At 69.6% G+C, this 25,751-nt stretch carries 28 protein-coding genes and 1 other RNA gene; 15 read left to right on the top strand and 14 right to left on the bottom strand.

The genetic code is table 11. From position 1 onward, the window contains the following. Nucleotides 1-27 precede the first annotated feature (27 nt). Nucleotides 28-213 carry a hypothetical protein gene (locus ACFC3F_RS06810; RefSeq protein WP_376127891.1) on the top strand — a complete coding sequence of 62 codons (186 nt, stop codon included), beginning with the start codon at nt 28-30 and terminating at the stop codon, nt 211-213. 4 nt (nt 214-217) lie between these two features. Here ACFC3F_RS06810 and ACFC3F_RS06805 read toward each other — a convergent pair whose 3' ends face one another. Further along, a complete protein-coding gene (locus ACFC3F_RS06805; protein ID WP_376127889.1) occupies nt 218-520 on the bottom strand; it encodes a DUF427 domain-containing protein in 303 nt (100 codons plus the stop codon). A gap of 93 nt (nt 521-613) precedes the next feature. On the opposite strand from ACFC3F_RS06805, the gene ACFC3F_RS06800 reads away from it, so the two are divergent. Next, on the top strand, nt 614-766 hold the full coding sequence (locus ACFC3F_RS06800) for a hypothetical protein (RefSeq protein ID WP_376127887.1): 153 nt from the start codon (nt 614-616) through the stop codon (nt 764-766). Here ACFC3F_RS06800 and ACFC3F_RS06795 read toward each other — a convergent pair. Next, nucleotides 763-2,166 (bottom strand): PLP-dependent aminotransferase family protein, encoded by a 1,404-nt coding sequence (locus ACFC3F_RS06795; protein WP_376127885.1) that lies wholly within the window; start codon nt 2,164-2,166, stop codon nt 763-765. The genes ACFC3F_RS06800 and ACFC3F_RS06795 overlap by 4 nt on opposite strands. Between ACFC3F_RS06795 and ACFC3F_RS06790 the strand changes: the two genes are divergently transcribed. Continuing rightward, nucleotides 2,165-3,091: a DMT family transporter gene (locus ACFC3F_RS06790; RefSeq protein WP_376127883.1), complete on the top strand. Its 927-nt coding sequence runs from the start codon at nt 2,165-2,167 to the stop codon at nt 3,089-3,091. The genes ACFC3F_RS06795 and ACFC3F_RS06790 overlap by 2 nt on opposite strands. A gap of 13 nt (nt 3,092-3,104) precedes the next feature. Here ACFC3F_RS06790 and ACFC3F_RS06785 read toward each other — a convergent pair whose 3' ends face one another. Next, nucleotides 3,105-4,886, bottom strand: a complete 1,782-nt coding sequence (locus ACFC3F_RS06785; RefSeq protein ID WP_376127881.1) for a siderophore-interacting protein — start codon at nt 4,884-4,886, stop codon at nt 3,105-3,107. Nucleotide 4,887: 1 nt separating this feature from the next. Next, nucleotides 4,888-5,877 (bottom strand): ABC transporter substrate-binding protein, encoded by a 990-nt coding sequence (locus tag ACFC3F_RS06780; RefSeq protein ID WP_376127879.1) that lies wholly within the window; start codon nt 5,875-5,877, stop codon nt 4,888-4,890. A 141-nt stretch (nt 5,878-6,018) separates the two neighbouring features. Here ACFC3F_RS06780 and ACFC3F_RS06775 point away from each other — a divergent pair, with 141 nt between their 5' ends. The 3 genes from ACFC3F_RS06775 to ACFC3F_RS06765 are packed head-to-tail and all read left to right on the top strand — an operon-like array spanning nt 6,019 to nt 8,938. Beyond that, nucleotides 6,019-7,059: an iron chelate uptake ABC transporter family permease subunit gene (locus ACFC3F_RS06775; RefSeq protein WP_376127877.1), complete on the top strand. Its 1,041-nt coding sequence runs from the start codon at nt 6,019-6,021 to the stop codon at nt 7,057-7,059. Further along, on the top strand, nt 7,056-8,135 hold the full coding sequence (locus tag ACFC3F_RS06770; RefSeq protein ID WP_376127875.1) for a FecCD family ABC transporter permease: 1,080 nt from the start codon (nt 7,056-7,058) through the stop codon (nt 8,133-8,135). The genes ACFC3F_RS06775 and ACFC3F_RS06770 overlap by 4 nt, the downstream gene beginning before the upstream one ends. Continuing rightward, a complete protein-coding gene (locus ACFC3F_RS06765; protein ID WP_376127873.1) occupies nt 8,132-8,938 on the top strand; it encodes an ABC transporter ATP-binding protein in 807 nt (268 codons plus the stop codon). The genes ACFC3F_RS06770 and ACFC3F_RS06765 overlap by 4 nt, the downstream gene beginning before the upstream one ends. Nucleotides 8,939-8,969: 31 nt before the next feature. Here ACFC3F_RS06765 and ACFC3F_RS06760 read toward each other — a convergent pair whose 3' ends face one another. After that, complete coding sequence (locus tag ACFC3F_RS06760; RefSeq protein WP_376127872.1) at nt 8,970-11,093, bottom strand: catalase; 2,124 nt, start codon at nt 11,091-11,093, stop codon at nt 8,970-8,972. A gap of 127 nt (nt 11,094-11,220) precedes the next feature. Between ACFC3F_RS06760 and ACFC3F_RS06755 the strand changes: the two genes are divergently transcribed. Both ACFC3F_RS06755 and ACFC3F_RS06750 read left to right on the top strand, forming a co-directional pair. After that, nucleotides 11,221-11,385, top strand: a complete 165-nt coding sequence (locus ACFC3F_RS06755; protein ID WP_376127870.1) for a hypothetical protein — start codon at nt 11,221-11,223, stop codon at nt 11,383-11,385. Nucleotides 11,386-11,430: 45 nt separating this feature from the next. Beyond that, on the top strand, nt 11,431-11,949 hold the full coding sequence (locus ACFC3F_RS06750) for a hypothetical protein (protein WP_376127868.1): 519 nt from the start codon (nt 11,431-11,433) through the stop codon (nt 11,947-11,949). A 2-nt stretch (nt 11,950-11,951) separates the two neighbouring features. Here ACFC3F_RS06750 and ACFC3F_RS06745 read toward each other — a convergent pair whose 3' ends face one another. Further along, nucleotides 11,952-12,506, bottom strand: coding sequence for a helix-turn-helix domain-containing protein (locus ACFC3F_RS06745; protein WP_376127866.1), 555 nt, complete (start codon nt 12,504-12,506; stop codon nt 11,952-11,954). A 69-nt stretch (nt 12,507-12,575) separates the two neighbouring features. On the opposite strand from ACFC3F_RS06745, the gene ACFC3F_RS06740 reads away from it, so the two are divergent. Further along, complete coding sequence (locus ACFC3F_RS06740) at nt 12,576-14,081, top strand: FAD-dependent oxidoreductase (protein WP_376127864.1); 1,506 nt, start codon at nt 12,576-12,578, stop codon at nt 14,079-14,081. Between the two features lie 100 nt (nt 14,082-14,181). Here the strand turns inward: ACFC3F_RS06740 and ACFC3F_RS06735 are convergent, their stop codons facing one another. Continuing rightward, a complete protein-coding gene (locus ACFC3F_RS06735; RefSeq protein ID WP_376127863.1) occupies nt 14,182-15,078 on the bottom strand; it encodes a helix-turn-helix domain-containing protein in 897 nt (298 codons plus the stop codon). A 231-nt stretch (nt 15,079-15,309) separates the two neighbouring features. Continuing rightward, nucleotides 15,310-15,679, bottom strand: a transfer-messenger RNA (tmRNA) gene (ssrA, locus tag ACFC3F_RS06730). A 136-nt stretch (nt 15,680-15,815) separates the two neighbouring features. Between ssrA and ACFC3F_RS06725 the strand changes: the two genes are divergently transcribed. Further along, complete coding sequence (locus ACFC3F_RS06725; protein WP_376127861.1) at nt 15,816-16,421, top strand: hypothetical protein; 606 nt, start codon at nt 15,816-15,818, stop codon at nt 16,419-16,421. A gap of 25 nt (nt 16,422-16,446) precedes the next feature. Beyond that, the gene (locus ACFC3F_RS06720) at nt 16,447-17,118 is read left to right on the top strand and encodes an SIMPL domain-containing protein (protein ID WP_376127859.1); all 672 of its coding nucleotides are present in this window, start codon (nt 16,447-16,449) and stop codon (nt 17,116-17,118) included. A 21-nt stretch (nt 17,119-17,139) separates the two neighbouring features. On the opposite strand, the gene smpB is transcribed toward ACFC3F_RS06720, so the two are convergent. From smpB to ftsE, 3 genes are all read right to left on the bottom strand, one after another. After that, nucleotides 17,140-17,616 carry an SsrA-binding protein SmpB gene (gene smpB, locus ACFC3F_RS06715; RefSeq protein ID WP_376127857.1) on the bottom strand — a complete coding sequence of 159 codons (477 nt, stop codon included), beginning with the start codon at nt 17,614-17,616 and terminating at the stop codon, nt 17,140-17,142. A gap of 85 nt (nt 17,617-17,701) precedes the next feature. Then, nucleotides 17,702-18,616, bottom strand: coding sequence for a permease-like cell division protein FtsX (ftsX, locus tag ACFC3F_RS06710; RefSeq protein ID WP_376127855.1), 915 nt, complete (start codon nt 18,614-18,616; stop codon nt 17,702-17,704). Beyond that, complete coding sequence (gene ftsE / locus ACFC3F_RS06705; RefSeq protein ID WP_376127853.1) at nt 18,613-19,731, bottom strand: cell division ATP-binding protein FtsE; 1,119 nt, start codon at nt 19,729-19,731, stop codon at nt 18,613-18,615. Before ftsE ends, ftsX begins: the two co-directional genes overlap by 4 nt. A 218-nt stretch (nt 19,732-19,949) precedes the next feature. On the opposite strand from ftsE, the gene ACFC3F_RS06700 reads away from it, so the two are divergent. Further along, nucleotides 19,950-21,359 (top strand): DUF222 domain-containing protein, encoded by a 1,410-nt coding sequence (locus tag ACFC3F_RS06700; protein WP_376127851.1) that lies wholly within the window; start codon nt 19,950-19,952, stop codon nt 21,357-21,359. Nucleotides 21,360-21,407: 48 nt separating this feature from the next. Here ACFC3F_RS06700 and ACFC3F_RS06695 read toward each other — a convergent pair whose 3' ends face one another. Then, nucleotides 21,408-22,040: a hypothetical protein gene (locus ACFC3F_RS06695; RefSeq protein WP_376127849.1), complete on the bottom strand. Its 633-nt coding sequence runs from the start codon at nt 22,038-22,040 to the stop codon at nt 21,408-21,410. Between the two features lie 68 nt (nt 22,041-22,108). Here ACFC3F_RS06695 and ACFC3F_RS06690 point away from each other — a divergent pair, with 68 nt between their 5' ends. Further along, nucleotides 22,109-22,528, top strand: a complete 420-nt coding sequence (locus ACFC3F_RS06690; protein WP_376127847.1) for an Lrp/AsnC family transcriptional regulator — start codon at nt 22,109-22,111, stop codon at nt 22,526-22,528. Nucleotides 22,529-22,532: 4 nt separating this feature from the next. On the opposite strand, the gene prfB is transcribed toward ACFC3F_RS06690, so the two are convergent. Continuing rightward, complete coding sequence (gene prfB / locus ACFC3F_RS06685) at nt 22,533-23,645, bottom strand: peptide chain release factor 2 (protein ID WP_376127845.1); 1,113 nt, start codon at nt 23,643-23,645, stop codon at nt 22,533-22,535. A gap of 20 nt (nt 23,646-23,665) precedes the next feature. Between prfB and ACFC3F_RS06680 the strand changes: the two genes are divergently transcribed. Both ACFC3F_RS06680 and ACFC3F_RS06675 read left to right on the top strand, forming a co-directional pair. Further along, nucleotides 23,666-24,949 (top strand): MFS transporter, encoded by a 1,284-nt coding sequence (locus tag ACFC3F_RS06680; RefSeq protein ID WP_376127843.1) that lies wholly within the window; start codon nt 23,666-23,668, stop codon nt 24,947-24,949. Nucleotides 24,950-24,984: 35 nt separating this feature from the next. Then, nucleotides 24,985-25,347 carry a hypothetical protein gene (locus ACFC3F_RS06675; protein ID WP_376127842.1) on the top strand — a complete coding sequence of 121 codons (363 nt, stop codon included), beginning with the start codon at nt 24,985-24,987 and terminating at the stop codon, nt 25,345-25,347. A gap of 43 nt (nt 25,348-25,390) precedes the next feature. Here ACFC3F_RS06675 and ACFC3F_RS06670 read toward each other — a convergent pair whose 3' ends face one another. Then, entirely contained in the window at nt 25,391-25,627 is a 237-nt protein-coding gene (locus ACFC3F_RS06670; protein ID WP_376127840.1) for a hypothetical protein, read from the bottom strand. Nucleotides 25,628-25,751: the final 124 nt, after the last annotated feature.

The raw sequence follows: 25,751 nt of genomic DNA, 5'->3' as shown, positions 1-25,751 counted from the left end.
CCCGAGACCCGACCCGGAGGAGACACCATGTCCAACGACGCCTTCCCCCCTGAAGGGCCCGACTCGACGCACGCGGATTCGGGCGACCCGAACCGAGACCGCGCGGACCTCGCCGACATGCCGCCGACCGAGGTCGACGACGACGCCGTCCGTGCGAACACCTCCGACGCGGACGACGACGCCGGAACGGACGCCGACGCGGCCCGCTCCTGAACGCTCAGTCCTCCACCGTGACCTGCGGCGCGAAGGCCACATAGCCCGCGAAGTCCCGCCCGACCCGCTCCACGGCGCTCGGGAACAGATCCGGATACGCCCAGGCGAGATCGTCGTGCTGCTCGCCGTCGACCACCACGTGGTAGTACTGCGCCGCGCCCTTCCACGGGCACGTGTACGGCGTGGGACTCTCGACGAGCGCGCCGTCGCTGATGCTCGCCGGTGGGAAATACCAGTTGCCCTCGATCCGCACGAGGTCGTCCTGCTCGGCCTCGGCGATCACGGTTCCGTCCAGCGTTGCGCGCATGCGTCGCTCCCTTCGTCTGCTTCGACACTTGTCGCCCGCGCCGTCCGACGTCAACCCCTTGCTCTCCGCACGCGTATCGGTTGGGCTCGAGACATGGACGACAGATCGATCCCCCGTGAGCCGGGGCCCGAACCCGACACGACGGATGCCGCCGAGCCCGACGACACCGACGCTCGACTCGAACCCGAGGACGCGCCGGCGATCCTCGACGAAGAGGGCCAATCCGTCGACTCGGTCGAGATCTAGGCGGCGAGGGCCTCGCCGATGAGACGAGCTGCGGAGTCGAAAGCGCCTGGATTCGGGCCCGCGAAGTTGAGCCGGATGTAACTCCCGGTCGGCTCGGCGGGGAACCATTCGTCGCCGGCTGCGATGAGCACGCCGCGCGCTTCGCTCTCCTTCACCAGGCGGGCGAGATCGGTTCCGTCGTCAAGGCGGACCCAGAGATTCAGCCCGCCTCCTGGAATCACCTCGATGGTCGCGCCGGGGATGTGTGCGCCGACCGCGTCGACGAGCAGGTCTCTGCGCGCTGCGAGCTGTTGCCGGAGCCCCCGCAGGTGTGTGCGCCAGGCCGGCTGAGTGACGACATCCAGCGCGGCGGCCTGCAGGACGCCGCTGACGTACATCGTCTGGGCCTGCAACTCCGCCAGGAGCCGCTCCCGGACGGGGCCGCGCGCGATCACCGCTGCGACGCGGATGGCGGGCGACACGCTCTTGGTGAGGGACCGGACATAGACGACGTGCCCGTGGTCGTCGCGTGCCGCCAGCGATGCGGCATCCGACGTGATGCCGAAATCGTGCGCCCAGTCGTCCTCGATGAGGAACGCGCCGTGGGACCGAACGATGTCGAGCACGGCATCCGCGTGCGATCGTCGCCATTGCACACCGGTCGGATTGGCGAAGGTGGGCTGCGCGTAGAACCCGCGTGCACCGGTCTCGACGAACGCCCTCTCGAGCGCGTCGAGGTCGGGGCCGTCGGCACCGGTCGGGACAGGAACGAGGGTCACCCCGACCTGGCTCGCCGCGAGGATCGCGCCCCAGTACGTCGGCGATTCGACCAGCAGAGTGCCGCCGGGACCGACAATGCTGCGGAACAGCGATCCGAGACCGAGTTGACTCCCGGGCAGGATGATCACGTCACGCGCCGTGGGCGCGGCGAGCTCCGCGGACGTCTGGCGAGCGAGCTCCGCGGCGAACCAGGACCGCAGTTCGAACATCCCCGCCGACGGCGGCCGCTCCACTGCCGCATCGCTGCGCGCGGCCCGGGTGAGCGCGGATCGGACGAGCTGCTCGGGCAGGAGCTCGCGGTCGGGATAACCGGAATGCAGCGAGATCACCTCCGGCACGGTCGGCCGCAACGCTGTCGAGACCGTCGACAGCGTCGCGGGGGGCGGCCCGAGCGCCGCGGTCTGCCAGCCGTAGTCGTGGGCGCGCGCACGACGGACCGTCCGGACGAACGCGCCGACGCCGGGGCGCGTCTCGATGAGTCCGTGCCGTGAGAGGGTCCGCAGCGCCTTCTGCACCGTGACGGGGCTCACCGAATGGCGCACGGTCAGGTCACGGGTCGAGGGCAGCCGGGCTCCGGGCGCGGCAGCCGAAATCCACGCGCGCAGATCCGCCGCGACGCGCTCACTGCTACTCTCTTCCATGACGCACAAGAGTAGCGCTATCGCATATCCCCCGCAGCCGGTACTCCGCGCCCGGAGTGGCCTGGCGTGGGGGCTCCTCGGAGTCGTCGCGTTCTCGTTCACCGTGCCGCTCACCCGCCTCGCCGTCGAAGGCGAGAGGATGTCGCCGCTCTTCGTGGGCAGCGGACGCGCCGTGATCGCCGCTGCTCTCGCGGCAGCCGCCTTGCTTCTCACACGTCAACGCGCGCCGCGCGGCCGGGAGTGGCTGAGCGTGGCCATCGTGGCCGCAGGAGCTGTCGCGGGCTTTCCGCTGCTGACGTCGTTCGCGCTCACCACGGCCCCTGCGAGCCACGGTGCCGTCGTCATCGCGCTCCTTCCGGCGACGACAGCCGTCGTCGCCGTGCTTCGCACACGCGAACGTCCGTCGCGGTCGTTCTGGATCGCGGCAGCCCTGGGTGCCGTGGCCGCCGCCTGGTTCGCGACGATCCAGGGCGGCGGATTCGGAAGCATCCACGGCACAGATGTGCTGCTGTTCAGCGCGGTGATCCTCTGTGCCGTGGCGTACGCCGAAGGCGGAGTGCTGTCGAGGACGCTGGGGTCGTGGCAGACGATCTCGTGGGCGCTCGTCGTCGCGTCACCGGTGATGGCGGTGCTGACCGGGGTCGCGGTCGTCGAGCAGCCGCCCACCGCGACCGTCATCGAATGGGCCTGCTTCGCCTATCTCGGCGTCGTGAGCATGTTCCTGGGTTTCTTCGCGTGGTATCGCGGCCTCGCCATCGGTCCCATCGCGCAGGTCAGTCAGGTGCAGCTCGTGCAGGCCGTCCTGAGCATCGTGTGGGCGGCCCTGCTGCTGGGCGAGCGAGTCACGTGGACGACACTCCTCGGCGCCGCCGCCATCATCTCGTGCGCACTGATCGCGGTGCGATCGCGCAACCGCACGGGGTGATCGGCGCCGTCGATCAGCGCTCGAGCACGGTCGCCTCGACGCCCCAGCCCAGCGGGACGACGCGCGAGACGCGCCAACCGGCGGCACCCGCGAGGGCGCCGATCGCGTCGGCGTCGCGGGGCGGCGAACCGGTGGCGGCGAAGACGTGCAGCGCTTCCTCGTCGGCGTGCGGGTTCAACCCGTCGGGACGGGAATCCTCGATGACGACGGCCACGCGCGTGACGCCCGCCAGTTCGGCGAGCAGAACGGATGCCTCGGTGTCGGTCCGGTGCGCGAGCGCGCGCGCCGCGACGGCGAGATCGACGGATGCGCCGGCCCCGGAGTCACGCTCGATCCAGCTGATCTCCGTGAGATCGTCGGCTTCGGACCTCAGGGCGGCGAGGGCGGTGGCGGATTCCCAGATGTCGACGCGAGGGTTCCGCTCCGAGGCGGTGAGCGCATCGGCCACGAGCACGGCGCCCGGTCCCGTCAGCCGGACCGACCTGGCGGCATCCCATACGGGGTCGGCCATCAGCCCGTCGAGCAGGTAGGCGAGTGCGCCGGCCTCGTGCACGAGTTCGTCGTACCGCGCGGGGTCGGAGCGGGCCCAGTCATCGAGGGTCGTCCCGTGATACTCGGCCCACGGAGAGGTTCCGGTCCGCACGGCGGGCGCGAACGACGCCAGTGCGAGCAGCCGGTCGGCTTCGAGACCGTCGTACTCTTCGCGTTCGTGCTCGTCGGCGATGAGCTCTTCACCGAGGGCCCCCAGGTGCAGTTCGGCGGGGTCCCCACGCAGCACTCCGTGCGTGACCAGGGTGCCCAAGAGCAGGTCGAGGTCGCGACGCGCCAGTGCGCAGCGTGCCGCCACGTCGGTGGCCGACAGGCCCGGTGCATCCGCCACGGCGTCGACGATTCCCGTCTGCAGCGCGGCGCGGACCGTCAGCCACACGAGCGGAGACACCACCGGCGGCAGCTCCGCGTCGCTCGCCGCGCCGCCGTCCGCGACCGTCTGGGGCTCGGCATGCCAGTAGCCGGTCACGTTGATGTGGGCCTTGGGAAGGCCGAGCTCGCGCGAGAGGAAGCGGCGGGCGGGCAGCAGCGCGCGGCTCTCGCCCGCGAGCCACGCATACAGCCCGGTACCGTCGTCGCCGCACGCCCGCCGCACGATGTCGTCCAACGCGCCGGCGTCGGTGGCATCCGCCTCGATCCACTCCAGGGTGTCCTCCGCACGCACAGCGAGCTGCTGCCGTGCCGAGGGGTCTCCGATCATCACGGCGATCGTCGCGGGCACCTCGATAGGGCGCTCGTCGAGGAACCGGCCGATCGCCGGCAGAGCGGTCTCGTCGCCCACGAGCACGATGCGGGAGACGTCATCGGGAAGGATCGTCGACGACTTCGGCCCGACGAACCACAGGTCATCCCCCACCGCGGCGCGCATCGCCCACGATGCCGCGGGTCCGTCGCCGTGCAGCACGAAGTCGAGGTCGACCTCGACCGCGCCGTCGTCGTCGACACGCACGGCGCGCGGCGTGTAGTCGCGGCCCTCCCGCGTCTGACTCGGCCCCCACTCGATGCCGTGCTCGACCTGCTCCGGAAGGGCGGCGGTCACATCGCCGTCCGACGCGAAGATCAGCTTCACATGGTCGTCGAAGCCGGGGGCGGCGAACGCGGGGTGCCGCCATGCACCGCGGTCGAACGCGGCGAGCTGCTCACCGCCGATCGTGACGCGGCGCATCCGCGGGGTCACGTCGGTGACGCGACGCACCTGTACGCGGCGGACGACGAGCGGATGCGTCGAGAATGCGCGCTGGGCCATGTCAGGAGAACCGCTCCTCGATGATGTCCAGCAGCGCCAGCGCCTCGTCGTAGTCGCCGCGCAGCACCCAGTACGGAAGCACATGCACGCTGTCGCTCTGGAAGGCCGGGAGCGCGGCGTACACGGGGTTCGCCCGCAGCGCGTCGAGGTCGGCGAAGTCGCCGTTGAAGCCCATGACGAAGACGGTCGGCTGGGTGATCGTCTGGCCGACCTGCTCCGTGGAGAGCTCGAACATGTCGCCGCCCCCGCCGTACACCTCGAAGCCGCCGTCGGCGAAGATCGGAGCGGGCTCGATGCCGACCTCGGTGAACTCGGTCGGCAGGCCGAGCGACTCGACGAGCGCGTACGCCGTGCCGTCCGACGTCATGGCGAGGAAGGCCGATGGCGCCTCGGGCGGCGTGATCGCCGCGGCGACCTCCGAGGCGCGCGCGCTATAGGTCGCCAGCGCCTCCTGATATTCGGCGTCGCGCTGGAAGACGCCGGCGAGGAACTCGAACTGCGCGCGCCAGTCGCCGAGATCGCGCCCGACGAGGACGGTCGGCGCGATGTCGCTCAGCTCGTCGTAGACCTCTTCGGCCTGCGCGAGGGGGAAGCCGATGCCTCCGCCGATGATGAGGTCGGGGTCGGTCGCGAGGATCGCCTCGAGGTCGAATCCGTCGACGCTCCACGGCAGGAACTCCGTGCCGTCGTCCTCGGCGTCGTCGGCCCAGAACTCCGAGTAGGTCCCCTCGGACTGGTTCGCATCCTCGGGGATCGTCGCGGTCACGGGCACGTCGAGGTTGTAGAGGTATCCCGCCAGCGCGTAGTTGAGCACGACGATGCGCTGCGGGTCGTCGGGAACCTCGACATCGCCGTAGTCCGTCGTCACGGTGTGCGTCGTGCCCGCGGCATCCGGCGTCTCGGTCTCGGGCGCGTCGGATGATGCGGCGCAGCCCGTCAGGCCCAGGACGGCGACGAGGGCGATTGCGGCGAGCGGACGAGCGGTGTGCATGGGGCCTCGCAGTGTGGGATGTTCGATGGATGCCACCCCTCGAGGCGGCGAGTAAGGCAAGGCTATGCTTAGCTCTGTCGATTCTGAAAATCGGACACGCGCGGCCGTACCGACCCACCGTGCCCCTCCCCCGGAAACCACATGAGCCTGACGACCGTGCCGCGCCCGACGCGTTCCGCGTCGCCGCGCACAGCGAGACGGCTCATCGCTCTCGCGGGCGCGGTTCTGCTGCTCATCGTCGTCTCGACGGTCAGCCTGGCTGTCGGGTCGGCGATGCTGCCGCTCGACGTCGTCTGGGACGCCTTCTTCGCACCGGACGGGTCGCCGGCGCAGGTCACGGTGACCGAGGCGCGCGTGCAGCGCACGATCCTCGGTGTGCTCGTCGGAGCCGCGCTCGGCGTCGCGGGCGGACTCATCCAGGCACTCACGCGGAACCCGCTGGCCGATCCCGGCATCCTCGGCGTCAACGCGGGAGCCGGATTCGCGATCGTGCTCGGTGTCGCGCTGTTCGGCGTGACCCGCATCGACCAGTACCTGCCGTTCGCCTTCATCGGCGCGATCGCCGCCACGGCGCTGGTCTACCTCATCGCGAGCGGCGGCCGCGGAGCACCGACGCCCGTGCGCCTGACGCTCGTCGGCATCGCCTTCGGCGCCGTGCTCATGGGCGTGACGCAGACGCTCACCCTCATCGACCCCGAGACGTTCGATCGGATGCGCTTCTGGGGCGCGGGGACGATCGCCGACCGCCCCGAGGGCACGGTCGCGACGATCGTGCCGTTCATCGTCGGCGGGCTCATCGTCGCGGCGATCGCGGCCCGTCCGCTCAACGCGCTCGCTCTCGGGGACGAGCTCGCCCGCTCGGTCGGTGTGAAGATCGGGCTCACGCGCCTGCTCGTCGTCGTCGCGGTCACGCTGCTGTGCGGTGCCGCGACGGCGGCCGCGGGGCCGATCTCGTTCGTCGGACTGATGATCCCGCACGCCGTGCGCTGGGTGACGGGGCCCGACTGGCGATGGATCCTCGCGTTCTCGGTCGTGCTCGCCCCGGCCCTCGTCCTGGTCTCCGACATCATCGGCCGGCTCGTCGTCTTCCCCGCCGAGCTGCAGGTCGGTGTCGTGACCGCGTTCGTCGGCGCACCCGTGCTCATCGCACTCGTGCGGCGTTCCCGCGCGAGAGCACTGTGAGTGCGGACAGCGGCGTCCGGGCCGCAGCATCCGGATTCCTCGTCGTGCGCGCGGGCCCGGTCGGATTCCGCACGACGCGCCGGGCGGTCATCGTGGGCGTCGCCATCCTCGTCGTCACGATCGCGCTCGCGGCGTGGGCGCTGACCCTCGGCAGCTTTCCCCTCTCGATCGGCGACATCGTCGCGGCCTTCGCCGGCACGGCCGACGACCGCGTCTCGACGGTCGTGCTCGACTGGCGGATGCCGCGGGTCGTCGGCGCCCTCGTGTTCGGTGCGGCGCTGGGCCTGAGCGGTGCGATCTTCCAATCGCTGACGCGCAATCCGCTCGGAAGCCCCGACATCATCGGGTTCACGACGGGCTCCTACACGGGCGTCGTGGTCGTGCTGTTCCTCGGTGGCGGCGGATACGCCGCGATGGCGTCCGGTGCGCTCGCGGGCGGGCTGCTCACGGCGTTCGCGGTGTACGTGCTCGCGTTCCGGCGCGGCGTGCAGGGGTTCCGGTTCATCGTGGTCGGCATCGCGGTATCGGCGCTGCTCGCGTCGGTCAACACGTGGTTCTCGGTCAAGGTCGACGTCGATCTCGCACTGCGCGCGGCCGTGTGGGGCGCGGGAAGCCTGGGACTCGTCGATGCGAGGTCGGTGATGCTCGGGGCCATCGTGCTCGCCGTCATCGCCGCGTTCGGTCCGATGGCTCAGCGACGGATGCGACGTCTCGAACTCGGCGACGACGCCGCCGCGATGCTGGGGGTGCCGGTGGAGCGCACGAAGGCGCTCCTCATCGTGCTGGGCGTCGCAGCGATCGCCCTCGTCACGGCGGCCGCGGGACCGATCGCGTTCGTCGCGCTCGCGGCGCCGCAGATCGCGCGGCGCCTGACCGGTCACGGCGCATCCGTCGACCTGCTCGGATCCGCGCTCGTCGGAGCCGTGCTGCTGCTGGCCGCCGACGTCGTCGCGCAGCATGCGATCCCCGGCACAGCACTGCCGACGGGCGCTGTCACGGTCTGCCTCGGCGGCGGCTACCTGGTGTGGCTGCTCGCGCGCGAGAGCCGACGCAACCTGCAAGGGAGACCGGCATGACCGGAGTCGACAGGATCACGACGGGACGCCTGTCCGCGCGAAGCCTGAGCGCGGGATACGGAGAACGCGCCGTGCTCGCGAACCTCGATCTCGACGTGCTGGACGGCGAGCTCACGGTCATCGTGGGACCCAACGCGTGCGGCAAGTCGACGCTGCTGCGCTCGCTCGCGCGTCTGATCGCGCCCACGAGCGGGCACGTGCTGCTCGACGGCGACGACATCCGACGGCTGCCGACGAAAGAGGTCGCGCGTCGCGTCGGACTGCTGCCGCAGACCTCGATCGCCCCCGAGGGAATCACGGTCGCTGATCTGGTCGGCCGGGGGCGGTATCCGCACCAGTCGCTGCTGTCATCGTGGTCGACGCAGGACGAGCGGGTCGTGGATGCCGCGATGGCGGCCACCGACGTGACAGATCTCGCGTCGCGGCACGTCGACGAACTGTCGGGCGGTCAGCGCCAGCGCGTGTGGATCGCGATGGTGCTCGCCCAGGAGACGCCGGTCGTGCTGCTCGACGAACCCACGACGTTCCTCGACATCGGGCATCAGCTCGATGTGCTCGAACTCGTGTCGACGCTGCGCGCGCAGGGCCGGACGGTCGTCGCGGTGCTGCACGAGATCAATCACGCCGCCCGTTACGCGACGCACCTCGTCGCGATGCGCGACGGACGCATCCTCGCGCAGGGTCGCCCGCGCGACATCCTCGACGAGGCACTCGTGCGCGAGGTCTTCGGTGTCGAGGCCCGGGTGTTCCCCGACCCCGACACGGGCGCGCCGGTCGTGCTCCCCCGCCGCGCCGTGCGCTGAGCGGTCCCGCAGGTTCTGCGACCGGAGCGCCTCAGAGCCGATCCCAGACACGGTGCCTCGTGAGCAGGTCGAGCATGCCGTCCACGATCGTCGAGGCGGAGCCCGTGAGAACACCCGCCGCACCGCCGTCGATCCGCGCCTCGGTGAGCACGGACGCACCCGCGTCGGTCGCGCCGATCGCCTTGCCGTGTCGGAAGGCCTCTTCGAACGCGCGCACGATCTCGGGCACGGTCGAGGGTGCGAGCGCGATGATGCCGTCGAGCTCGATGCTGGCCACCGTGTCGGCACTGCGTTGGATCGGGATGTCGCCGAGCGTTCCGCCGTGCTCGGCGATGACGAGCGGCGTGACGTCTTTCGCGTGCAGCGCCTCGCGAACGGCCTGCACCTCGGCGAGGTCGGCATCGGGGCCGGCGAGGATTCCGATGGTGCGTCCATCGACCGGCCACGTGCGGCCGATCATGCTGACCGCGGGGCTCGGCTCGACGTCGCCGAGGACGGCGGATGCGGCGGGCGCGGGCAGACCGAGGGCATCCGCGACGGTCTGGCACAGATCGGCGTCGATGTTCGCGAGCGCGGCGAGCTGGCGTTCCTTGATCGCCTGTTCGTAGCATTTGCCGAGCTCGAACGCGTAAGCGCCCGCGACGTGCTCCTGCTCGATCGGCGTCAGGGAGAGGTAGAAGAGCCGCGCCTGTGAGAAATGGTCGTCGAAGCTCGCGGCCTTGTCCCGCGTGATCGCGGCCTCGGGCACGACGGTCGGCACGTCGATGAACGCACCGTCGGCCGTGCCGGCGCGGAAGGGGCATCCGCCGTCGAGGGAGTTGGGGTGGTACGGCGCGACACCGCCGTGGACCGCGGTCTGGTGCATCCCGTCGCGAAGCATGTCGTTGACGTCGGCGTGCGGGCGATTGATCGGCAGCTGGGCGAAGTTCGGTCCGCCGAGCCGCGAGAGCTGCGTGTCGAGGTACGAGAACAGCCTGCCCTGCAGCAGCGGGTCGTTCGTCACGTCGATGCCGGGCACGAGGTGGCCCGGGTGGAAGGCGACCTGCTCGGTCTCGGCGAAGTAGTTCGTCGGATTCGCGTCGAGCGTCATGGTTCCGATGATCTGCAGCGGAGCGAGTTCTTCCGGCACGAACTTGGTCGGATCGAGCAGGTCGATGCCGGCGAAGGTCTCATCCGGGGTGTCCGGCAGCACCTGGATCGCGAGGTCCCACTGCGGGTGGGCGCCCGCCTCGATCGCGTCGGCGAGGTCGCGTCGATGGAAGTCCGGGTCTTTGCCGCCGGCCATCTGCGCCTCTTCCCAGACGAGCGCGTGCGTGCCGAGCTTGGGCCGCCAGTGCAGTTTGACCAGGACGGTGTCGCCCGCCTCGTTCACCATCCGGAAGGTGTGGACGCCGAAGCCCTCCATCATCCGATACGACCGAGGGATGCCGCGATCAGACATGTTCCACATGACGTGGGCCTGCGCCTCGGTGTGCAGCGAGACGAAGTCCCAGAACGTGTCGTGCGCCGCCGTCGCCTGCGGGATCTCGCGATCGGGATGCGGTTTGACCGAGTGCACGATGTCGGGGAACTTGATGCCGTCCTGGATGAAGAAGACGGGCATGTTGTTCGCGACGAGGTCGTAGACGCCCTCGGACGTGTAGAACTTCGTCGCGAACCCGCGGGTGTCGCGGGCGGTGTCCATCGACCCGCGTGATCCGACGACGGTCGAGAATCGCACGAAGACGCGCGTCTTCTCACCCGCACGCAGGAACGCGGCGCGGGTGACCGACTCGGCGGCACCGTTGGCCGTGAACGTGCCGTGCGCGGCGGCGCCGCGGGCGTGCACGACCCGCTCGGGGATGCGCTCGTGGTCGAAGTGCATGATCTTCTCGCGCAGGTGGTGGTCCTGCATGAGCACGGGCCCGCGCGGTCCGGCGCGCAGCGAGTGATCGGTGTCGCGCAGTCGGGTGCCCTGCGCCGTCGTGAGCCACTGGCCCTGCTGCGCGTTCGTCTCGACCGGTGCTCCGGTGGCAGCACCCGTAGGCGACCGGGTTTCGGGCCCGGACTGATCAGCTTTCGGGGGAAGCGGACCGCGCGGCGTCTCGGGCTCGGGCAGCGAAGGCGACTCGGATGCGGGGGCTCCGGGAATGGGCGGGTGGGCGTCGTTGCTCATGGTCGTCATGGTCCCTGGGTCGTATCGGCCCGGAGCCGGGAGACTGCCGGGGTCGGACAGGTCCCCCGAGGTTAGGCACGACGGCGCGGCTCGCTCCAGCGGGTTGACTCACCGGAAGTGCTCCCCTATGCGTCACTTCCGCGTGTGGACCTGGGTGCCTGTTCTCGGCATCGCATCGTGCATCCTGCTGCTGACCCCGCAGCGCCCCCTCGTGTGGCTCTTCGCGGGGGTGTTGCTCGCGATCGGCGTCGACTTCCTCGCCCGCTGGGGCCGGGCTCGCAGCGATCGGTAGACCGCTGCCGTAGACGTCATCATGGCTGCGCCCTAGATTCGGCACATGATCGTGAGGATGCTGGCGGTCGACCCGCTCGATGTCATCGGCGCCGTCGTCGTGCCGGTCGTGGCGATCCTGGTGAGCACGGGCATCGCGGTCTGGCTCGCGCGTCGCGAGCGCACGGCGAGCGAGCGTGCGCACACCCGCGTCGAGATCGTCGCGCTCGTGCGAGCGCTCACCGATCTCGAACGCACCGCGGCCCGGAACGACCACGATGGCGCGCGAGAGGCCTCGGTGCGCTTCTCGTCGACCCTGAACGCGTTCACGGCGCACCTCGAGAAGAAGGATCTCGCCGTGCCGCGTTATCTCGCGATCGTCATGAACCGGGGCATCGAGACCGGTGACCTCGAGAAGATCGGCCGGACCGCACTCTTCCTCAGCAACTGCGTCGATTCGTGGCTGCGCGGCACGGTGACATCCGCGCAGTTCGCGCAGCACACTCCCCCGGACACCAACGAGGTCTGGCAGGACGACGTCGATCTGGCCGGATGGGCTCAGGCGATCGGCATCGAGACCCGCTGATGTCAGACGGCGCCGTGCGTGTGCATGCGCTCGCCGTCGGCGTTGAAGATGCTCAGCACCTCGGCGGGGCGCGAGCCCGCGGCGCTCAAGGCATGCGGCGTGCGGGTGTCGAATTCGGCGGCCTCGCCGCGCGCGAGCACGAGATCCTGCGCGCCCAGCCGCAAGCGGAGCCGGCCGCTCAGGACATAGAGCCACTCGAACCCGTCGTGCACCTGAAGATCCGGCAGCTCGGTCACGGGCGGGTAGGTGATCTTGAAGGTGCTGACGGGCGAGTCCTCGAGCGCCAGCGGTGCGATCACGAGCCCGTTGCGCCGGATCACCGGCCGCCGCACACGCGGATCGGCGGACTCGTCGCGCACGAGGTCGTCGATCCGGATCCCGAGCTGGCGCGTCACGGGCAGAAGCAGTGCGAGGCTCGCCTGACGCTTGCCGGACTCGAGCCGCGACAGCGTGCTCACCGACATGCCAGACCGCGTCGCGACCTCTTCGAGCGTGAGCGCCTTGGCCTGTCGGACGTCGCGCAGGCGCCGTCCCACGTGTGCGAGTTCATCCGTCACGGATCCTCCTCTTTGCCATTTCGGCAAACGCGATTGCCAATCAGCAGTCTGCCATGCACGCTATGAGGCATGGAACAGTGGGATGCCCTCGTGATCGGAGCCGGCGCGGCCGGTCTCAGCGCCGCGCAGATGCTCGGCCGGTCGCGCCGACGGACGCTCGTCATCGATGCGGGATCGCCGCGCAACCGCTTCGCGGCGCATGTGCACGGCGTGCTGGGACAGGACGGCACGCCGCCGGCCGAGCTCCTGCACCGGGGCCGCGTCGAGCTCGATCCCTATGGAGTCGTCGTGCGCGCAGCATCCGTTCTTCGCGTCGAAGAGCACCCGATGGGTGTCACGGTCGCACTCGACGACGGCCGCAGGGAGTCCGCGCGAACCCTCGTCGTCGCGACGGGGATCACCGATGATCTGCCGGACATCCCGGGACTCGCCGAGCGCTGGGGTACCGGCGTGCTGCACTGCCCGTACTGCCACGGGTGGGAGGTCCGCGATCGCCGGTTGGGCGTGCTGATCGTTTCGCCGCTTCAGGCGCACCAGGCGCAGCTCGTGCGGCAGTGGAGCGACGACATCGTCGTCTTCGGCGGCGTCGAGCCCGATGTCGAACGGCGATTGCGTGCGCGGGGCGTCGAGATCGTGACCGATCCGGTCGTCGAGGTGCTCGGCGACGGCGCCGACGTCACGGGCGTCCGGCTGCGCGACGGCCATACGGTGCCCGTCGACGCGATCTTCACGATGGGCGGCGCTTCACCGCACGACGGATTCCTCGCCGGTCTCGACCTCGAACGCACCGAAACCCCGTTCGGCGCGTTCCTCGCGGTGGATGCCACGGGCCGGACGAGCTCCCCGCGCATCTGGGCTGCCGGCAACGTCGTGAGCCCGATGGCGAACGTGCCGCAGTCGATGGGCGCGGGAGCCATGGCCGGCGCCGCTGTCAACGGCGCGCTCGTCGACGAGGATTTCGCGAGTGCGGTGGAGTCGCCGGCCGAACATTGGGAGGAGCGCTACGCCACCCCGATGTGGTCGGGGCGACCGAACCGCACGCTGGTCGACGTCGCCTCCGGACTCGACCCCGGCCGCGCGCTCGATCTCGGCTGCGGCGAGGGCGCCGACGTGATCTGGCTCGCCGAGCAGGGGTGGGATGCCACGGGCCTCGACATCTCGTCGACCGCGGTGGAGCGGGCTCGGGCCGCGGCCGACGAGGCCGGGGTGGCGGCGCGCTTCGAGGTCGCGGATCTGAGCAAGTCGGTGACCGAGGGCTCGTACGACCTCGTCACCGCGTCGTTCTTCCACTCATCGGTCGAGCTGGACCGCACTGGCGCGCTGCGGCGGGCGACGGATCTCATCGCGCCGGGTGGGCGCTTGCTGATCGTCTCGCACGGCGGTCCCCCGCCGTGGACAGGGCCCGGTCACGACCACGTGTTCCTCTCGCCCGCTGACGAACTCGCCGCGCTCGCGCTCGACGCGGCTGCGTGGATCACCGAACTCGCTGAAATCCGGACTCGCGAGGTGACCGCCCCCGACGGCTCAGCCTCGACGCTCGACGACACCGTCGTGCTGGTGCGCCGGCGGGTGTGAGCCGCGGCAGGGGTGCCGGCGTTCTCAGCGCGCCGCTCGACGAACGGGGGCGGGAGCCGTTCGGGTGCCGTCTAGAGGTCGAACCTCCCCCGTGGTGCCCTCACCTGTTGCCGGAGAAGCGGACCGCGGCGCGCACCTGAGCGGCGGCGCTCGCGCCGAGTCCGAGCGGCCAGCGCTGCATGATGTATGCCGCAGCATCATCCACAGTCAGCTGCCGGGTGGAGTTCCCGACGCGAACCCATAGTTCAGGCGGCACATTCCTGCCGGGTCGCAGGTACACCGGCGACGGTGACGCAGTCATCTGCACCCGGCAGACGGTGCGGGCGGGCTCGCCGTCGACCTCCGCGAAGTCGACCTCCACGAGGGCGGCGGCAGCCGTCCCGAGCGTCGTCGTGATCAGATCACGCAGCCACAACTCGAACCGATCGACATCCGGGGTCTTCAGCGTCGCCAGGTCGGAGTCGAGCCCGAGGGGCGTTCCGTGATCGTCGACACCGATGAGCAGCACACCACCATCCGCGTTGAGGAACGCCGCAGCCGTCTTGGCGACCACGTGCTCCATCCGCTCGTCCTTCTGACCGGTGCGGAGATTGACGCGGGCGGTGGACTTGAACTCGATGGTGCCCGACTCCCCTGCCATGAGCAACTCGGCCACAGTGGCACGCACCGGCTTCTGCAAATGCGCGGCAGCCGCCCCATAGCCCGCGATGAACAGGATCGACACGCCCAGCGGCAGGATCAACGCGAGCGGGCTGCTGAGGTGCGGATCCGGCGCGACCAGATCGGCGAGCAGGAGCCCCGCAACGATTCCGATGATCGACAACACGATGGCCGTCGACCAGCGCAGCCGCGCACGACGACGCAAGAGCAAACGCGCGGCACCCGAGAACCCCCAGGCAAGGAGGAGGGCGACCAGGATCGCTACACCGACCACCCACAGCGGCACCCGGGAGAGGATGTCTCCGTCCACAGTCAGCTTCATCTCCTCGCGCAGCAACAGACGTTCCCATTCAACCTAGGGCCAATCGGACACTCACCGTTCTCTTCGACTAGCGGGTGCCGCACGCAGGGGCGTCAGCACGATCCCGACCCTCCGCAGGTGCTGAGGGTGAGCCCCGAAAGTGCGGGCACACTGTGGGTCGCGAAGCGGCGCCGGGCGCAAGCAAACGAAAAGGGCCAGAAATCCGCGTGGTTCCGCGGGCTTCTGACCCTCTTCCGTGACAGCGGCTTGTGGAGATGGGGGGAATCGAACCCCCGTCCATCGCTGAGTCTCCGCGCATTCTCCGGGCGCAGTCTGTGCAGACGTTCTACTCGGCCCCGACCTTTGTCACAGACAACTAAGTCGACAAGCCCAGCCTGGGAAGAGTCCCGCGTGACGTCCAGACGCCGTCACACAGCAAGATTCCTAGATGACGCCAGGAACCGTGTCGGAATCAGCCACGGCCTGACGGACTATCGGGCTCGCTTATGCAGCGAGGGCGAAGTCGTTGCGCTTTGAATCGGCAACTATAGGTTTGCAGGGAGCGTTCACGAGATAACCCTGCATCCTCGGCCCGCTTCTCGTGGATTCGCAAGCAATGTCGAAACCGATCATCCCCGTGAACCTTCTCTCGAAGGGAACCGCTGTCACTCTGTGGAGTTGTCATTCCCCGGGCGAACCCGAGCATCCCAGGCTACAACAGATCACTCTCCCCCGCCATTCCCGCGGCGCGCTCTGACCGCTACTCTTGCGCCATGAGCCAGCAACGTCGTGGCCGAACTTCTGCAGTGACCGTCGCCCTGTGCCTCGCCTTCGCTCTGGCCGGATGCTCCGCAGGCACTGCGCCCGCGGCATCCACCACTCCTTCTCCCACTGCGACGGCCACGCCTACGCCCACCCCCACCCCGACGCCCAGTCCCGAGCCGCTCGCACTCACGTGCGACACGATCATCACGCCCGAGGCCGTCGCCGACTTCGCCGCGTTCGGCTGGACGGGTCAAGAACGTCCGAACGGACCGTGGACCGTCGGCAGCGAGCCTTTCGAGGACGGCCTGGCGTGCCAGTGGATGCTGGATCACTCGGTCGCCACCGACAACTTCTCGTGGTTCGGATGGGCGCCGATGGATGCCGCGCAGGCGGCCGCCGTCACCAGCTCGCTGACCGACAGCGGCGAATTCCTGTCCGACGAGACGCCCGACGGGGTCTATCTGACGATCGACCCGAGCCTCGCGATGGTGACCGACGAGAACGGCTACGGGATCACGTACCTTCTCGCGGACGGATGGATCGCAGGGGCCGGCACGCGCGCGGAGCTGATGCTCGTGCGCGTGCCCGAGGGGTGGGCGCCGGAGGGCGACTGAACGCAGCCACGCGTAGAGTCTCAGCATGAGCGAAGTGATCATCACCGTCCGCGGAGAGCACGAGACGCGCGTCGCGCCCGAAGAGGCCGTCGCGACCCTCACGGTGCGGACCGAGGGGCCCGAGCGCGGCGACGTCGTCGAGCGGATCTCCGCGCTCACCGCCCCGCTGCGCGACGACCTCGCCGCGCGAAAGCTCGCGGGCGGGCTGGCCGACTGGTCGAGCCAGCGCGTCTCTCTCTGGGCGAACCGCCCGTGGAACAACGAGGGCAAGCAGCTCTCGCTCGTGCATTACGCATCGGTCGAGGTGACGGCCACCTTCACCGACTTCGCGGCGCTGTCGTGGTGGCTCACCGAGGTGGCCGAGCGCGAAGGGGTGCAGATCGACGGGGTCGCCTGGCGCTTGACGCCGAACTCCGAACGGCACGCCGAGGCTGCTGTCGCGGCGGAGGCGGTGCGCGTCGCGGTCGATCGCGCGACGGCCTACGCCTCGGCCGTCGGGCTGACGAAGGTGACCCCCGTCGAGCTCGCCGATGTAGGCCTGCTCACGCGCGGCAGCGACGGAGGCGGGGCGGCTCCCGAGATGCTGCGCATGGCGAAGGCGTCGTTCAGTGCGGATGCCGCGGCTCCGGCTTTCGAGTTCGAGCCCGATGACATCGTGGTCTCTGCCGCGGTCGAGGCGCGGTTCACGGCACAGTGACCCGCGACGGGTGACCGCGGCTCAGTCGCCGAGGCGGTTGCGGGAGCGCATGGCGCGCTCGGCTTCGCGCTTGTCTTCGCGCTCGCGGATCGTCTGCCGCTTCTCGTACTCGCGCTTGCCCTTCGCGACCGCGATCTCGACCTTCGCTCGTCCGTCTGAGAAGTACAGCTTGAGCGGCACGAGCGTATAGCCGCCCGCCGACACGGCGTGCGAGAGCTTCACGATCTCGTCTTTGTGCAGTAGCAGCTTGCGCGTGCGCTTGGCGGCGTGATTCGTCCAGTGCCCCTGCGAGTACTCGGGGATGTGCACCGCATCGAGGAACGCCTCTCCTCCATCGATGTAGGCGTAGCCGTCGGTGAGGTTCGCACGCCCCTGGCGCAGGGACTTCACCTCGGTGCCCGTGAGCACGAGCCCCGCCTCGTACGTCTTCTCGATCGCATAGTCGTGGCGCGCGCGGCGATTGGTCGCCACGACCTGCTCCCCGCGTTCCCTGGGCATGAGTGCTCCTCGATATCGGATGCCGCATCCACCGGTTCGGCGCACGACAGCCCGTCAGTCTATCAACGGAGCGTGCTCGCGAGAATCAGGCGCGTAGCCATCGCCTGATCGCGAAGCCCGCGGACAGCGCCGCGAGGGCGATGCCGATCACGATCAGGATCGGCACGACGAGCCACGCCTCGGTCATCCCGACCCAGGTCGTGACGAAGTTGACGCGGTCGCGCAGGTAGCCGTTGACGCCGAAATGGACACCCGCCAGCACCGTTCCCGACGCGAGCACCGACCCGATGAGCGCGGCGAAGACGCCCTCGAGCACGAACGGTGTCTGGATGAACCGATTGGATGCACCGACCAGGCGCATGATCCCGATCTCTCGTCTCCGGGCGAACGCCGACAATCGGATCGTCGTCGCGATCAGAAGGACCGCGGCGATGAGCATGAGACCCGCGATGCCGACCGCGATATAGGTCGCGACGGTCAGGGCCGCGAACAGCGGCTCGAGGTACTGCATCTCGTCGCGCACCTCTTCGATGCCCGGGGTTCCCGAGAACGCTTCGACGATGACGTCGGATTGGCGCTGGTCGACGAGGTTGATGATGAACGTCTCGTTGAGGCTCTCGGGCGCGACGACGCTCGCGTAGTCCTCGCCGAGCAGGTCGATGACGTTCTGGTAGACCTGTTCGCGATCTTCGAACTCGACGCCGCGGATGAGTCCCGCCAGCGCGGGGCTCTCGAGTTTGGCTTCGACATCGGTCAACTGTTCGGGCGTGGCGACGCCGTCGGTACAGGTCGCCTCGGTCGAGACGTCGGTGCACATGAAGATCTTGACCTGTGCCCGATCGACCCAGAAGTCGCGCATCGTGCCGATCTGCATCTGCATGAGCACGGCGGCGCCGACGAAGGTGAGCGAGACGAACGTGACGAGCACGACGGACACGACCATCGACGCGTTGCGGCGCAGACCAGAGAACGCTTCGGAGAGAATGAGCCCGACCCTCATGATGTCGGCCCCACTTCGTCGTCACGATCCGCGTCGGCAAGCCCCAGCCGGTCGGCGAGGCCGAGCTCCGAGACATCCATCTCGATCGCCTCGACGACGGGAATCGGATTCGTGCGCGGGGTGGTCTGTTCCGGAACGGGCTGCGGCTCGGCGACGGGCGCCGGCGCCGGCTGCTCACCGGCAGGAGCCGTCTCCTCCGCCTGCGCGAGCTGTTCGGCGGACTCGATGATCGCAGCATCCGTCGCCGCCACGGCACGCGCTTCGAGCGCGGGCTCGGCCGCATCGGTCGCGGCGGCGACGGCGGCGTCGACGGCTTCGGAGTCGACGACGCCGGTCTCGACGATCTCGCGGTGCAGCTCGAGCACGGCAGTGAGGGCGGCGACGGCGGCCGCGCCCTTCTCCGGTTCGGGCGCCAGGCTCGGAATGGCCGAGGTGTCGCCGTATCCGCCGTGGCGCTCGTCACGCACCATCTCGCCGTGGCGCAGTTCGATGACGCGCCGCTGCATCTGATCGACGAAGCCGGCCTCGTGGGTCGCCATCACAACGGTCGTCCCACCCGCATTGATGCGCGAGAGCAGCTGCATGATGTCGACGGATGTCGCGGGGTCGAGGTTTCCGGTCGGCTCGTCGGCGAGCAGCACCTGCGGTCGGTTGACGAGCGCCCGCGCGATCGCGACACGCTGCTGCTCACCGCCCGAGAGCTCGTGAGGGAACCGCTTCTCCTTGCCCGCGAGGCCTACGAGCGCGAGCACCTCGGGCACGGCCTGCTGCACGAATCCGCGCGACGAGCCGATCACCTGCAGGGTGAACGCGACGTTCTGGAACACCGTCTTGGTCGGGAGCAGGCGGAAGTCCTGGAACACGGCGCCGATGTGACGGCGGAAATAGGGCACCTTGCGGTTGGACAGCGTGCGCAGATCCCGGCCGAGCACGACGACGCGACCTTCCGAGGGCACCTCCTCGCGAAGGATCAGTCGCAGGCACGACGACTTCCCCGAGCCGGAGGCGCCGACGAGGAAGACGAACTCCCCGCGTTGCACCTCGAAGTCGACTTCGCTCAGGGCGGGCCTCGGGGTGCCACGGAAGCGCTTCGTGACGTTTTCGAACCGGATCATGGCTCATCGAGCCTAAGCGGGCTCGGTGCGGGCGCTCCCAGCGACACCCGAGAGGCGCCATCCGAGTGTTCGGATGACAGCGTGGCACAGACCCCCGCGGCGCTCATCGCTTCCTCCACAGAACGGCACGAAAGACGTTCTCCACAGATTTTCGAAATGACCTCGGATCTGGGTGAAATCGAGGCCCGAATGTCGGAGGGGGTCACCAGGATGGAGGCATGAACCCGCTCCTGGCACAGCTCGACTCGCTCGATGCGCTCGCGAGCGAGATGCTCGAGCGGCACAGCGACGATGACGGCCTGCGGCGGGCATCCGATGAGCAGGTGCTGCTCGTGCTGTCGGCAGCGGCACGGGTGCAGCGCCGCCTCGATGCGCTGCTGATCGAAGCGGGCGACGAGGTCGCGGCACGGTCCGAGACCGGAGTCGTCGAAGATCGGATGACCTCGCGATTCGGATGCCACGACGTCAACGAGCTGCTGCAGCGCACGACGCTGCTGGGTCCGGCATCCGTCGGGCGCCTGCTGCGCGCGGCGAAGGGCGTGTGCGGTGAGCGCGCGCTCGTGAGCGGCGAGCGATTGGAACCGAAGCTCCCGGCGCTGCGTCGCGTGATGCTCGACGGCGCAGTGGGCGTCGACGGCGTCCTGGCGATCGCGACACCCCTCCTCGCGACAGGACGCCGGGCCTCACGTGAAGCGCTCTGCGAAGCCGACCGGCTGCTCGCGGCCGTGGCGACCGGTGAGGGGCCCGACGGGGCGCCACCGGCGTGCGCGGATCTGCTGCGGGTCCAGGCTCAGGCGTGGCAGATCGCGCTCGACCAAGACGGTGCCGAGCCCCGCGATCGCCTCGCCGCGTATCGACGCGGTGTCACGCTCGGAGCACCGACCGACGCGGGCGTGCCCATCCGCGGCACGCTCATGCCCGAAGTCGCGGCGCAGTTCCAGCGACTCTGCGACGCCATGCTGTCGCCCCGCGTCGACGGCGTGCGCTTCGTCGACGAGCCGGCTCACGCCGACGATCCACCCGGGCCGGCCGACACCCGCTCGCGCGCGCAGAAACAGCACGACGTGCTCGCGACCGTGTTGACGGTGGCCGCAGCGAGCGGCGAGCTGCCGACGATCGGCGGCGCCGCACCCACTCTCGTCGTCTCGGTGCGCGAAGAAGACGCCGCGCGCGGCACCGGCTACGCGCACATCGACGGTTTCGGGCGGCCCGTCTCGATGGAGACGGCCCTGCACATCTCCTGCGGATCGGTCATCCAGCGCATCACGATGAACGACGAGGGCCGAATCCTGCGGCTCGGAACCGAAGAGCGCGTCTTCAACCGCCGTCAGCGTCGGGCGATCGCGCTCCGCGACGGCGGGTGCGTGATCCCCGGGTGCGGTGTTCCGGCGGCCTGGTGCGAGATCCACCATGTGATGGAGCACGCGGCAGGCGGACCCACACACACCGATAACGGCGTGCTGGTCTGCTGGTTCCATCATCGATTCCTCGAATCCAGCGGCTGGTCGATCCGCATGGTGCGGGGTGTGCCCCAGGTGCGCGCACCACTGTGGTACGACTCCAGCGGTCGATGGCGGGCCGTCACGACCTCGCCGACCCGGCTTCAAGACGCGGTACTCAGAACCTGACGGCGCCCGCCCCCTCTCGCGATCGATTCCCGCTCGACGGGCGGCGACTCAGCGCGCGAACGTGAGCGCTGCGTTGATGCCGACCGCCACCCCCAGCGCAACGACGACGCCGTTGCCGATGCAGGGCGAGAGCCGGAGCAATCGTGGTGTCGACCGCGTGCGCAGCACCGCACCGACGCTGACCAGCAGCGCCTGCCACGCGAACGAAGCCCCACCGACGGCCAAGACGAACGCCACCGCATTCCCCCACGACGATGTCGCTTCGGTGATCGCGGTGGCGACAGCCGCGAAGTAGACCACCGTGGTCGGATTGATCACGGTGAGCCCGACGAACAGCGCGAATCGGCGTGCCGACGTGCCGGCTTCGTCTGCCGGCGCGAGGCCGGCAGACCGCCGTGCCTGCACGAGCCGCCACGCGCCGATCGCGACCAGCGCGCACCCTCCGGCGAGGTGAGGCCAGGGCGCCCAGCCGGCGATCACGGGTGCCGCCGTCGAGCCGGCCGCCACGGCGACCGCACAGAGGATCACGTCGGTCGTCGCGACACCCGCGGCAGCCGTCAGTCCACGCACGCCGCCCTGCGTGGCCCCCTCCTGGACCAAGAGCACCCCGATCGCACCGAGCGGTATGGCGAGTGCGAAACCCGCGACGAGCCCCGAGAGCAAGGCGACACCGACATCCATGCGCCCAGCATCATGCGGCGCCCACATCCGACAGAGCGATACGCGGTGCGCCTGGGATGATGGGCGGTATGGACGCCCTCGACGAGAAGATCCTCGGTCATCTGCGCGAGAACGGCCGAGAATCGTTCAGCAGCATCGGACGGCAGATCGGCCTGAGCACGAATGCCGTTGCGGCCCGCGTGCGACGTCTCGAGAACACGGGCGTCATCGTCGGGTATCAGGCGATCCTGGCGACGGATGCGCCCGACCCCACGGCCCATCTCGAGGGCTTCATCGACGTGCGTCTGCACGCCGATCGCGATTCAGACGACTTCCTGGCGTGGGTGCGGGGTGTGCCGCAGATACGCGACGCCGTGCATGTCACCGGCCCGCACGACTACCTGCTTCGCGTGCGCGTGCGCGACATGAGTGACCTCGATCAGCTGCTTCGCAAGATCAAGAAGGATGCCGGCGGCGCACAGACGCAGACGCGCCTCGCGCTGCGCTGAGACGTCAGTCGTCGTCGTCCTTGCGCTTGCGCCAGCGGATGCCGGCCGAGATGAGCCCGTCGAGCTCTCCGTCGAACACCGATGCCGGGTTGCCGACCTCGAAACCGGTGCGCAGATCCTTCACGAGTTGCTGCCCGTAGAGGAAGTACGACCGCATCTGGTCGCCCCAGCTCGCGGTGATGACACCGGCGAGCTCCTTCTTCTTCGCTGCTTCCTCTTCGCGCTTGAGCAGGAGCAGGCGCGTCTGCAGCACCCGCATGGCGGCAGCGCGGTTCTGGATCTGCGACTTCTCGTTCTGCATCGACACGACGATGCCCGTCGGCACGTGCGTGAGTCGCACCGCCGAGTCGGTCGTGTTGACCGACTGGCCGCCCGGGCCCGACGAACGGAACACGTCGACGCGGATGTCGTTCTCGGGGATCTCGACCTCGACGGCCTCTTCCATGACCGGGATCACCTCGACCGCCGCGAACGAGGTCTGGCGCTTGTCGGCCGATCCGAAGGGGCTGATTCGCGCGAGGCGGTGCGTGCCGGCCTCGACCGACAGCGTGCCGTAGGCATACGGGGCGTCGACCTCGAACGTCGCCGACTTGATGCCCGCGCCTTCGGCGTACGACGTGTCCATGACCTTGACGGGGTACTTGTGGCGCTCAGCCCAGCGCAGATACATGCGCAGCAGCATCTCGGCGAAGTCGGTCGCATCGTCGCCGCCCGCGCCGGAGCGGATCGTGACGACGGCCGAGCGCGAGTCGTACTCGCCGTCGAGGAGCGTCTGCACCTCGAGCTGACTGATGACTCCCTCGAGCTCGGCGAGCTCCTTGCGGGCTTCGTCGGCCGAGTCCTCGTCGTCCATCTCGAGAGCGAGCTCGATGAGCACCTCGAGGTCGTCGAGGCGCCGCTCGATGCCGGCGATGCGCTTGTATTCGGACTGGCGGTGGCTGAGCGCGCTCGTGACCTTCTGCGCCTTCTCGACGTCGTCCCACAGGTCGGGCGCGCCGGCGGCCTCGCTGAGGCGCGCAATCTCGCCGGTGAGTGCGTCGACGTCCACCACGGCGCGAATGTCGTCGAAGGTGGAACGCAGCGCCTGGATGTCGTCGGAAAGATCGAGTTCGAGCATGGCACTCCAGAGTAACGTGGATGGGCGTGACCGATCACTCCGACCCCGTCCGCGCACGTGACGTGCTGTGGCGGTTCGGCCCCATGGTCTATGCGCCGACCGTGCTCTTCGCCTTCGGCGAGGGCGCCGTGATCCCGCTCATCCCGGTCATCGCCGCGCAGCTGGGCGCCGATCTCGCGACCGCCGCGCTCGTGGCATCCGCTCTCGTCGTCGGACAGCTCTGCGGAAACCTTCCCGCAGGCTGGGCCGTCGCGCGCATGGGCGAGCGGCTCACGATGGCGATCGCCGGCACGGTGGCCCTCGCGGGGGTCGTCGTGCTCGCACTCGCCCCATCTCTCGGCCTCTTCGCGCTCGCGGTCCTCCTGATCGGCTTCTGCGCCGCCGCCTTCGGCCTGGCACGCCACTCGTTCATGACGACGCGGGTGCCGATCGCCTTCCGCGCGCGAGCACTCTCGCTGCTGGGCGGGACGTTCCGCTTCGGCATGTTCATCGGCCCGTTCGCCGCCGCCGCGCTCCTGGCGATCTTCGGTGACGAGCACGCCGCGATCTGGCTCTTCGCGGCGTGCCTCGTCGCGACGGTCCTGCTCGTGCTTCTGGGGCCCGACCCCGAGAAGCAGTTCGCGCCCGTCTCTCCGGCGCCGCTCGCCGACCCCGCCATCGTCGAGGACACCGGCGAGCCGGTCACCGGCTCGATCCCGACCGCCGCGCCCATCGGGGTGTTCCGCACGATGTGGCGCTATCGAGGGGTTCTCGCCCGACTCGGCAGCGCCGCGGCATCCCTCTCGGCCGTCCGTTCGGCGCGCCAGGTCGTGCTGCCGTTGTGGGGCTACTCGATCGGTCTCGACGCGCAGACGATCGCGCTGGTCGTCGGGGTGTCGGGCGCGATCGACTTCGCCCTGTTCTACGCGAGCGGTCAGGTGATGGACCGCTTCGGACGCCTGTGGGCCGCGCTCCCGGCCATGATCCTCATGGGCGCCGGCTTCGTCGCGCTGTCGTTCACCCACGACCTCGAGCAGTCGGCGATGTGGTTCGCGCTCTTCGCCGCCGTCCTCGGCGTCGGCAACGGCCTCTCCAGCGGCATCCTGCTCACACTGGGGGCGGATGCCGCCCCCAAGACCGATCCCGCACCGTTCCTCGGCTCCTGGCGCACGCTCACCGATGCGGGCGGCGCGGTCGCGCCCCTCGTGGTGTCGGGCGTCGCCGCCGCGGCATCCCTCTCGGTCGCGACCGGCGTGATCGGCGTCGTCGGTCTCATCGGCGCACTCGCCTTCATCCGCTGGGTGCCGCGCTTCACGCCGTCGTAGCATCGGATGACCCGCCGCCGAAACGGAGGAGCTCGATGTCCGAACAGCACCATCTCGCCGACGAGGACTACAAGGTGGCCTGCACCGGCTACCCGAAGGGAATCCAGTACCGCGTCGAGGACCCCATGAACGGTCTGTCGTACGACTTCGACGGGTTCGTCGACGGGCACCTGGTCTGGACGATCGCGGACTACACCCGGCAGTTCGACGGAGCGGGCCCAGTCGAGGGCGGCTTGGAAGGGGCGTATCGCGACAGTGCCGGGCTGCAGAACGCGGTGCGCCAGGGCTACCCGGTGACGTGGTTCGTGCAGCGGGCCGCCGACGCGAACCGGCTGCGCGCGATGATCGAGGACGCGGGATACAGCTCGATCTTCGTCCGGCACCTGCCGATCGAGTGATTCGCCGCGGCGCGGTCAGAGGGCGAACTCGCCGCGGTCCGGCCTAGCTCTGGATCATCCCGCCCTTCGGCCAGGCCCCTTCCGTCACGTGACGCTGCAGGATCTGCCGGATCGCCTTGTTCGCCGCGATCCGCTCCCCCGCGACGACCGGCGGTGGAGCGTCCTCCGCCGCCGACACGCGCACCCGCAGCGGATCCGCGTCCGTCGGGCTCGTCTGGATCTCGTACTCGGCCGAGGTCGCGTCCTGCGAGATCTGTCGGTACTTCAGGTACACCGCCACGTCGGCACTCCTTTCGCGCGGCGGGGCGTCGCACCTCGCCATCGTCCACGCTGACGGATTCGGGGCGGATCTCCGAGCCGACACGCCCAGCCCGGCGGCGTGTCGGCGCCACGATCCGCCCCGA

Source organism: Microbacterium sp. NPDC055910, assembly GCF_042271185.1.
Lineage (GTDB): Bacteria > Actinomycetota > Actinomycetes > Actinomycetales > Microbacteriaceae > Microbacterium.
The sequence above is the reverse complement of the archived record's forward strand: the minus strand, read 5'-3'. Positions and strand labels throughout refer to the sequence as shown.